Below are 9,717 nucleotides of genomic sequence, written 5' to 3' on the forward strand. Positions count from 1 at the left end.
GAGAGATACCGGATGGTTGTGGACAACTGCCGACAGTCGCGCGCGATCCTGCTGGTCATGCTCCTGGGGCTGACAGCCGTGTTGGCCTTCCCGGGGCTGGCCCCGGCGGCGGACGTGAACTACGAGGCTACCGCCGAGGCCATTGACCAGGGGCGCATCACCACCGACATCCGCGCGTTCGAGGCCCTTGGCTCGCGCGTCTCGGGCTACCCGGGCAACGGGCAGGCTGCGGACATGATCCTGGAGCGCTTCAAGAGCCTCGGCCTGGAGACGATGGTGCAGGAGTTCGACCTGCCCAGCCCGGTGGACGGGGGCAGCACGCTGACCATCGGCGATCGCAGCTATGACCTGTCAGCCCTGTGGCCCAACCACGCCCGCACCTGCCAGGTGCCGGGCCAGGGCCTCCGCGGGCCCGTCATCTATGTGGGTCACGGCTCCCTGGCGGACTTCAACGGTCAGGACACCGACGGCGCCATCGTGCTCATGGACTTCAACACCCAGCAGAACTGGCTGAACGCCGCTCTGCTGAACGCCGCGGCCGTGGTCTTCATCGAGCCGGTGGAGATGACCCGACCCGAGGCCGAGATGAAGTTCGTCCGCGCCCCGATCAACGTCCCCCGGTTCTATGTGCGCGGCGCCGACGCGTCCGATGTTCTCGCGCGCGTCGCCGAGGGGCGGGCCACCGGCACCATCACCGCCCGGCAGCCCCTCCGCTGGCAGAGCGTGGCCAACCGCAACATTCTGGGCATCCTGCGCGGCCGTGACCCCGAGCTGAGTAAGGAAGCCATCATCATCGAGTCCTACTACGACTCGATCTCCATGGTGCCACGGCTGGCGCCGGGCGCCGAGAACGCCACGGGCATCGCGATGATGCTAGAGATGGCCCGCCTGCTCAAGGCCAACCGGCCCGCCCGGAGCGTCATCTTCCTGGCCTGCAGCGGGCACTTCGAGGCCATGGCCGGGGCGCGGGAGTTCGAGGCGCTCTGGGGCCGCGAGCCGCGCAAGGCGCGCAACCGCCAGGACCAGCTCAAGGCCCTGCAGAAGGAACTGGCCGAACTCCAGCGGTCCAAGGAGGCCCTGGCGCGCGACCTGCAGGCCCTGGACCAGAAGCGCGCCGAGCTCAGCGAGCGGGAGAAGACCTACTTCAAGAATGTCGTCAACGTCGGCCAGCTAGAGCTGTCGCCGGAGATGGCGGCCATGCGCCAGAACCGCCTGGACCGCGACATTGCCCGCAAGAACAACGAGATCGCCATCTGGCAGCGCCTGGACCAGTTCGACAAGATCCAACTCTTCGTCGGCCTGGACCTCAGCACGCGTAGCGCGCAGTTCGGCCCCTTCCAGTGCGGCTGGTACTACAACCAGTCCCACCTCCTCCGCTTCTACTCGCCGCTGGGCAAGCAACTGGTGGACTACGCCGAAGCCGCCAGCGACGCGTTGGGCTACCAGCTCTCCAGCATGTTCGTGGACGGCATCAACCCGGTGAAGGGGCGCGAATGGAACACCTTCTTCCCCGGCAAGGTCGCCTTCGACCACGAGATGATCATCCGGGGCGGGCGGCCGGGCATCGTGCTGGCGACCGTCAACGACGGCCGGCCGCTGATGGACACACCGCTGGACACCTTCCAGAGCCTGGACCTGGACAACCTCAAGAAGCAGACGCGCCTGCTGGGCTGCGTGCTCAGCGCCCTGGTCAATGACGAGACCCTCGGCACCAAGGCCCTCAAGCGCATTCAGGCGCTCAAGAAGATGGACGACCTCAAGGACGTGTTGGGGACCGTCCTGGAGTTCCGCCGCCACGACAGCTATGTGCCCAACACGCCCGTGCCGGGCGCCCTCGTGATGATCCAGGGCAGCTACCGCATGATGATGGGCGTCCACACCGAGGTGCAGGCGATCGCCAACGAGACCAGCGAGTTCCTCCTCCGGGGCGAGCCCGGCGGCGGCGGCCAACTCGAGGCCTATGGCCTGGACTCCAGCACCGGTGACATCACCTATGCCCCGGACATGGGGCCGGACGGTGACAAGAAGTACCCGCGCGCCGTCTCCGGGCGCTCGGGCCTCAAGCGACCGGTCATCGTCTTCCACTGCACCCCCACTGACATCTTCGACCTAGTGGATGAGCGCTACTTCCAGACGCTCCAGAAGGTCTTCATCTACGACGCCAAGGACTACTCGGAGCCCATCTCCTTCGGCTACTCGCTGTCTTCCATGGGCGCTTCGGCCGCCGAGTTCCCCTCCTACACCGAGCCCTGTGCCGTCATCTACTCGCTGCCTGAGGTGGACCTGCAGATCACGATGGGCATGGGGCTGCTCGGCGTGCGCATGATCCTCATCAACGCCACCAACGAGCGGCCGACCGGCCTGGGCTTCCCTGCCGGCCAGACGGCTCGCATCGCCTTCACGCCGCTGCAGGTGGGGCAGGACATGTGGCGGATAGATGAGTTCCGCATGGCCAAGCTGCGCACCCGCGGCATCCGCAACGCCCGCTTGGAGAAGCTCCATGCCGATGCGCTGGAGTCACTCAAGCTGGCCCAGCAGGAGTTGCAGGCCCGACGCTACGACAAGTGCTTGGCCGCGGCCCGGCACTCCTGGGGCTATGAATCCCGCGCCTACCCCGACGTCCAGAAGACCGCCATTGACGTCGTCAAGGGCGTCCTGTTCTACCTGGCCATCCTGCTGCCGTTCGCCTACTTCGGCGAGCGCCTGCTGATCTCGTCACGCACCATCATCGGGATGATCCTCGGCACGCTGGCGACTTTCATGGTCGTGTTCTTCATGCTGGCGATGGTGCATCCGGCCTTCACGCTGACAGCCAATCCACCGATCATCCTGCTGGCCTTCATCATCATGGCCTTGGCGGTGATGGTCATCAGCATCGTGACGATGAAGTTCAACGAGCAGCTCAAGGCCATGAAGCAGGCGCGCGGCGGCGTGCATGAGGCTGACGTGGGCCGCCTGTCGGCCGCGGCCGCGGCCTTCAGCCTGGGCATCGCGAACATGCGCCGCCGCAAGCTGCGCACCGGCCTCACCGCCACGACGCTCATTCTGCTCACCTTCACGGTCCTGAGCTTCACGTCCGTCCGCGAGGCTCTGCGCACCAACGAGATCCTCATGTCGCAGGCTCCGGCCTACCAGGGCGTCATGCTGCGGGACCGGGCGTGGCTGTCGCTCGAGGAACCGACCGCCGACATTCTGACCAACGAACTGGCCAAGGTGGGCACCGTCGCCACCCGCTCCTGGTACACGTCCGCGCAGGTGGACAAGGAGCTGATGATTGACGTCACCAACGCCGCCGAGTCCGCCAAGAAGTACGTCGTCAGCACGATCCTGGGCCTGTCGCCGCAGGAAGAAGACGTCATGGACGTCAAGCGCTTCCTGGTCGCAGGCCGCTGGTTCAAGCCCGGCGACAAGGACGTCGCGCTCCTGCCCACCGGCGCGGCCGAGGCCCTCGGGATCGGCCCCGACCAGCTCGGCTCGGCGCAGGTGCAGGTCTTCGGCACGCGCTTCCGGGTGATTGGCCTGGTCAGCGAGGACCAGATGCGCAAGGTGCGCGATCTGGACGGCGAGCCGATGATGCCGGTCAACTACGCGCTGTTGCGCCCCGAAGTCCTCAAGGAGCTGCAGCGGCAGGCGGAGCAACGCTCGCAGTTGGGCACGACCACGGCCGAGTCGCTGCTGCAGGAGTACAAGCACTTCGGACCCGAGAAGCTCATCATATTGCCCTACGACACCACGCTGGAGCTGGGCGGCACGCTCCGCTCCCTCGCGGTGCGCTACCACGACCCGGCGCAAGTCCTCCCGAGCGTGCGGGGCATGATGAACCGCTTCGCCCTGAGCCTCTATGCCGGCTACCAGAAGCAGACCTACCTCTTCAGCTCGGTCGGCGTGACCTCATTCTCCGGCCTGGAGCAGCTCGTCATCCCGATTCTGATCGCCGCCCTCATCGTGCTCAACACGATGCTCGGCTCGGTGCACGAACGGGTGCGCGAGATCGGCATCTACAGCTCTCTGGGTCTGGCGCCGGTCCACGTCTCCATGCTCTTCCTGGCGGAGGCCTCGGTGTTTGCCAACCTGGGCGCTATCCTGGGCTATCTCCTGGGCCAGGTCATCACCAAGATCCTGTACGCCACCGGCAGCATGCACGGCATTGAGCTCAACTACAGCTCCATGTCGGCAGTCAGCGTCACGATCATCGTCATCATCGTGGTGCTCCTGTCCACGCTGTATCCCAGCAAGAAGGCGGGCGAGATCGCCTCACCGGGCCTGGACCGCAAGTGGTCGCTGCCCGAGCCGGAGGGCGACCTGATGACCATCGTCCTGCCCTTCACGGTCACGGGCCGGGATGCCTTCGGCGTGGCGGCGTTCCTCAAGGAGTTCTTCGACGAGTACGTCGGCTATGCCGGCGGGGAATTCCTCGCCGAGGACGTGCGCCTCATGGCGACCGACCACGCCCGCGGCGAGGGCATCACCGTGGCGCTGCGCATGTGGCTGGCGCCGTACGATCTGGGCGTGAGCCAGGACTTCCGGCTCTCCTGCGAGCCGACCGAAGATGGCGGCATCTACGCCATCGTGCTGCGCCTGGACCGCCTGGCCGGTGACATCACCTCGTGGAAGAAGACGAATACGCTCTTCCTGGCCGGCATCCGCAAGCAGTTCCTGATCTGGCGCACGGTGTCGCACTCGGAGAAGACCGACTACGCCGACCGCGCCGAGAAGATCATGAATGGCGAGGACGTAGACAGCGAAGCCGTGTAGTGGTGGGCACGGAGGGTTGGGGAGGCCGCGTCAAGCCCCGTCCCGCTTGGGTGATCGGGACGGCCGGTCCCCCCTCTGACAGCACAGCGCCCGGTCCCATGGACCGGGCGCTTCGTCTTCTCCTACTGAGGCTTGCACATGTAGGGCGACAGGCCGTGGGTGCCGCGTCGCGTGCGGCGGGCCCCACGGCCGGCGGCGGGGCCCGCCGCACACGTGAGACCGCAAGCGGTCTCGACGGCACCCCCCGCCGGAGTGTTTGGTTACGGGCCCAGACTTCAGGAAGGGGGTACGGCATTGACTACTCGGGGGCGGTCCCGCCGGCCAACTCATTCAGCTTCGCCATGTGCCCGTCGGCCATGCTGGCCACCAGATTGATGTACATCCCCAGCGACTCCGCCGTGATCGTGCTCATGTAGGCTTCCGTCTGGCAGTCTATGTCCCCGTGCTTCTCGTCCAGCACGAACTTCATCCCGGGGTAGTCGTTGTTGAGCTTCATGCACTCCGCCAGCACGTCGCGGTTGAAGGTGTAGCCGTCGGCCCGATCCACGACCGTGGCGAAGATCAGCGCGAACTGCTTCTTGTCGTCGTTGTAGGTGACGAAGGTGTCGAGCGTCTTGCCCCCCTGGGCGTCGAAGGGCACGCGCCAGCTATCCTCCTGTCCTTCCAGTGCGCTGTACTTCAGTCCCGTCGCCTTCAGCAGGTCGCCCAGGTTCTTCTCCTGGGCGAAGCCGGCGGCGGACACGAACAGCGCCGCTGCCAGAACTGCCACGATGCGCCCGCCGCGGTGTCTCATGCCGATCATGCTCCTCGATTAGGTTGTCTAGCCTATTCTGCACAGGTGAGCCGCTGCCCTGCCGCCGGGCAGGATTTGCGGCCATCTCCGCCGAACCGTCTGGCGGTTGTTCTCACTGGGGAGTTGAGTGCCTGTGTCCGATCTCCTGCGCCTCGCCGTCATGGCCTCTGGCGGCGGTACCGATCTGCAGTCCATCATTGACGCCTGCGAAGCCGGCCGAGTTCCGGCTACCGTGGCGGTTGTGCTCAGCAACAAGGCTGACGCCTATGCCTTAGAGCGTGCGCGCCGGCACGGTATTCCCGCCCTTCACCTTCCGGTGGGCAAGACAGGCACCCCGGCCTGGGAGGACGCCGACGCGCGGCACGTAGAGATCCTCCGCGAGCACGGCGTCCAGCTCGTGTGCATGGCGGGCTACATGCGCAAGATCGGCCCGCGGCTGCTCAAGGCTCTCCCCGGGGCGATCATGAACATCCACCCCGGGCTGCTGCCGGCGTTTCCGGGGGTCGAGGTGCAGTGGGACGCCGTGGCCTACGGCGTGAAGATCGCGGGCGCTACTGTCCACTTCGCCGACCCCGAGTTTGACAGCGGCCCCATCGTCATCCAGGCGGCCGTGCCCGTCCGCGATGGCGACGACGGGGCGGCACTCGCCGCGCGCATTCTCGAGCAGGAGCACCGCATCTACCCGCAGGCCATCCGCTGGTTCGCCCAGGGACGGCTGCAGGTCCAGGGGCGCATCGTGCGACTGCTGGGGCCGTATGCTGAGCTCGCACCCGAGACGCCCGGAGTCATTATCTCCCCGCCGCTGGAAGCGGGGTTCTGAGGGCCTGCACGCCGCCGGTACGCCCGACACTCCTGTCGGGCGATGAGCGGCGGGGTACAGGCCCCCGCCCTCCAAGGCTCCCTACTCCCCGTCCTCGGTGTCCTTCGGCTGCCCGTTGCGAACCGCCCCCACGGTGTCGGCCATCGCCGACATGCTCCGCTGCAGGCGAGTGAAGCACTCCTGTAGGTTCTCCTGCGAAGCCAGGACATTGCCGATCGCCTCGGCCACCGGGTCGGGCAGGGCGGCGTGCTCCAGGTCCACGTCCGGCCGCGGCTTCTTCTCGTCCACGACTTTGCCGGGTATCCCCACGACGGTCGCGCCGGGGGGCACCTCCTTGATGACGACCGATCCCGCCCCGATCTTGGCGTGCTCCCCCACCTCGAACGCGCCGAGCAGCTTTGCCCCGGCGCCGATGACCACGTTGTTCCGAATGGTCGGGTGCCGCTTCTTCTTCTCCAGCGATGTCCCGCCGAGCGTCACCTGGTGGTACATCAGCACATCTTCGCCGATTTCGGCCGTCTCACCGATCACGACGCCCATGCCATGGTCTATGAAGAACCGCCGGCCGATGGTGGCGCCGGGGTGGATCTCGATCCCCGTCCGGCCCCGGCCCCAATGCGACACCAGGCGTCCGGCCAGCTTGAGCCCGTGGCGCCACAGCCAGTTGGCGACGCGGTGGTACCAGATAGCGTGTAGCCCCGGGTAGCACAGCAGCACCTCCAGGGTGCTGCGTGCCGCCGGGTCCTTGGCGAATACGGTACGAATGTCCTCTCGGATGCGAGCAAACATGGGACCCTCCACCCTCACTATGTGCTGGTCTTGAACAGGTCTGTGCTCAGATACCGCTCCCCGCTGTCGCACAGGATGGTGACGATCAGCTGGCCTTCGCTCTCCGGCCGGGCCGCCACCTGCAGGGCGGCGTGGACGTTCGCCCCGGCGGAGATGCCCACCAGGAGGCCCTCCTCGCACGCCAGCCGGCGGGCCATGGCATAGGCGTCATCACCCGTCACCTGGATGATCTCATCTATCAACTCCGTCTGCAGCACCCCCGGCACGAAGCCCGCACCGATCCCCTGGATGCGGTGCGGGCCGGGCCTGCCCCCGGATAGCACGGGTGAGTCGGACGGCTCCACGGCGATGGCCCGGAAGGCGGGCTTGCGCGCCTTGAGCGCCTCCGCGATGCCGGTCAACGTGCCGCCGCTGCCCACCCCTGCTACAAGGGCGTCAGCCTCCCCGTCGGTGTCGCGCCAGATCTCCTCAGCGGTGGTCCGGCGGTGTGCCTCCGGGTTGGCCGGGTTGTCGAACTGCATCGGGATGAAGGCGTCGCCGATCTCCTCCGCCAGTGACTTGGCCCTCGCGATGGACCCCGGCATCCCCTCGGCCCCCGGCGTCAATACGACCTGGGCCCCGAGCGCCGCCACCAACTGCCGCCGCTCCACCGACATCGTGTCGGGCATGGTCAGGATCAGCCGGTAGCCGCGGGCGGCGCACACGAACGCCAGGGCGATGCCCGTGTTGCCGCTGGTCGGCTCGATGATCGTCGTGCCCGGACCCAGCTTCCCGTCCCGCTCCGCGGCGTCAATCATGCTCAGGCCGATCCGGTCCTTCACACTGGACAGCGGGTTGAGGAACTCCGCCTTGCCCAGCACCTGCCCGGGCAGGCCTTGCCCCACTTTGCCCAGCCGGATGAGTGGCGTGTTGCCGATGGCCTCGGTGATGTTGTCCAGAATTCTCATGTTCGGCACGTTCCTCTCTCCTCACACGGATGCTGCTGGCTGACCAGGTCGGCCAGCGTGTGGTCCGCCAGCACCTGGCTCACCGCCTGCGACACCTCGTGCCACACGTCGCGCGTGACGCAGGCCGCCTCGTGCGGACAGACGGCGGTGGGCTGGAGGCACTCCACCGGGTCCGGCGGCCCCTCCAGCACCTCGAACACGTCCAACAGGCGGATCTCGTGGGGCGGGCGCACCAGCGCATACCCCCCGCCCGCGCCGCGCACGGCTCTGACGAGCCCCGCGGCCTTGAGTGCCACGAACAGTCGCTCCAGGTACTTGACCGGCAGGTACTGCTCGCCGGCGATCGCCCGCAGGCTCAGCGGGCCGTCGCCGTACGCCGCCGCCAGGGCGCTCAGTGCCCGTAGTCCGTACCGTGTTCGCTTGGAGACCCTCATCATGGCCCTATTTCCTACCTGTGTGGTATGATTTACACGATATTCTCGCCCAAGTCAAGTGGGAATGTTGCCTATGTGCCCGGGCAGGTCTGCGAGACCCGCAGCGAGAAGCGCTCGCCATGGTCAAGCACACACCGATCAATGCCGCAGACTTCCCGCACCTCCAGGCCGCCCTCGATGCACTCCCCGAAGATGGCGGTGCGATCTACGTGCCCGCCGGCGAATACCATGTGGCCGAGCCGCTGCACAGGGCTCTCGCCGAGAGGCAGCACCTGTTCCTGTACGGGGATGGGCGGGCGACCGTGCTGGTGAATGACAACCGGGAGGGGCAGGAACTGCTGCACCTCACCGGAGTGGTGGGCAGTTGGTGGCCGGACCTGAAGATCACCGTCCGCGACCTGACCCTCGTAGGTAGCCCTGCCGGCGGTGATGCGCTGGTCGTGGATTACCCCAACGACGCCCTCGTGGACGCCTGTTTCTTCTTCGGCCACGGCGGCACGGCGGTGCGGCTGGGGCCGCAGGGCACCAATGTCACCGTGCGCGATTGCTGGATGCGCGACTGCAGGCGCGTCCTGCGCGCGGACAACATCCACCACCTGAGCTTCCACGGCAACCAGACGCGGCGGGCCGAGGGGGGCCAGGAGCAGGCGGAGCACATCTTCCTCGGCTGGGAGTGCCGCGAGGTGCGCATCGTCTCCAACCACTTGGCCTACGGCCACGCCCAGGCGATCATCCTCGACGGCACGGCCCAGCACGTCATCGCCAACAACACCATCGAGGGCTTCCCCATCGCCATCGAGGCCCGGGGCAAGGGCGAGACGAACCCCCGCGACCACTGCCGGGACATCGTCATCGCCGGCAACTACCTGCATGCCGACACGGGCGTCCTGCTACGGGGGCAGTGCCGGGGCTTCGCCATCACGGGGAACACCTTCATCAACAACCCGGTGGCGGCAGTGAAGGTCGAGGACGGCGCGCAGGGCGGCGCCCACGCGATCACCGGCAACGTGATCCGCAAGAGCGTCTACGACGGCGAGTATGTGAAGACGGCCTCGCCGCTGCAGGGAGGCATTGACCTGGGGGAGGCCACGAACTGCGCCGTGACGGGGAATGTACTCGATGGGGTAACGACGTAGGCCGGTCGGAGCGCGGGTCTCCAGACCCGCAGGTGTTGTCGTG

At 67.0% G+C, this 9,717-nt stretch carries 7 protein-coding genes; 3 read left to right on the forward strand and 4 right to left on the reverse strand.

Annotated features, from left to right (window positions below):
• Positions 1-12 precede the first annotated feature (12 nt).
• The gene (locus LLH23_14595) at positions 13-4,755 is read left to right on the forward strand and encodes a M28 family peptidase (GenBank protein MCE5239694.1); all 4,743 of its coding nucleotides are present in this window, start codon (positions 13-15) and stop codon (positions 4,753-4,755) included.
• Between the two features lie 298 nt (positions 4,756-5,053).
• Here LLH23_14595 and LLH23_14600 read toward each other — a convergent pair whose 3' ends face one another.
• Positions 5,054-5,548, reverse strand: a complete 495-nt coding sequence (locus tag LLH23_14600; protein MCE5239695.1) for a hypothetical protein — start codon at positions 5,546-5,548, stop codon at positions 5,054-5,056.
• A gap of 160 nt (positions 5,549-5,708) precedes the next feature.
• Here LLH23_14600 and purN point away from each other — a divergent pair, with 160 nt between their 5' ends.
• On the forward strand, positions 5,709-6,368 hold the full coding sequence (gene purN / locus LLH23_14605) for a phosphoribosylglycinamide formyltransferase (GenBank protein MCE5239696.1): 660 nt from the start codon (positions 5,709-5,711) through the stop codon (positions 6,366-6,368).
• 81 nt (positions 6,369-6,449) lie between these two features.
• On the opposite strand, the gene cysE is transcribed toward purN, so the two are convergent.
• The 3 genes from cysE to LLH23_14620 are packed head-to-tail and all read right to left on the reverse strand — an operon-like array spanning position 6,450 to position 8,541.
• Positions 6,450-7,157: a serine O-acetyltransferase gene (gene cysE, locus LLH23_14610; GenBank protein MCE5239697.1), complete on the reverse strand. Its 708-nt coding sequence runs from the start codon at positions 7,155-7,157 to the stop codon at positions 6,450-6,452.
• 17 nt (positions 7,158-7,174) lie between these two features.
• On the reverse strand, positions 7,175-8,104 hold the full coding sequence (cysK, locus tag LLH23_14615) for a cysteine synthase A (protein ID MCE5239698.1): 930 nt from the start codon (positions 8,102-8,104) through the stop codon (positions 7,175-7,177).
• Entirely contained in the window at positions 8,101-8,541 is a 441-nt protein-coding gene (locus LLH23_14620) for an Rrf2 family transcriptional regulator (GenBank protein MCE5239699.1), read from the reverse strand. Before LLH23_14620 ends, cysK begins: the two co-directional genes overlap by 4 nt.
• Before the next feature lie 116 nt (positions 8,542-8,657).
• Between LLH23_14620 and LLH23_14625 the strand changes: the two genes are divergently transcribed.
• A complete protein-coding gene (locus LLH23_14625) occupies positions 8,658-9,674 on the forward strand; it encodes a right-handed parallel beta-helix repeat-containing protein (GenBank protein MCE5239700.1) in 1,017 nt (338 codons plus the stop codon).
• Positions 9,675-9,717 lie beyond the last annotated feature (43 nt).

This window comes from bacterium, from assembly GCA_021372615.1.
GTDB lineage: Bacteria > Armatimonadota > Zipacnadia > Zipacnadales > UBA11051 > JAJFUB01.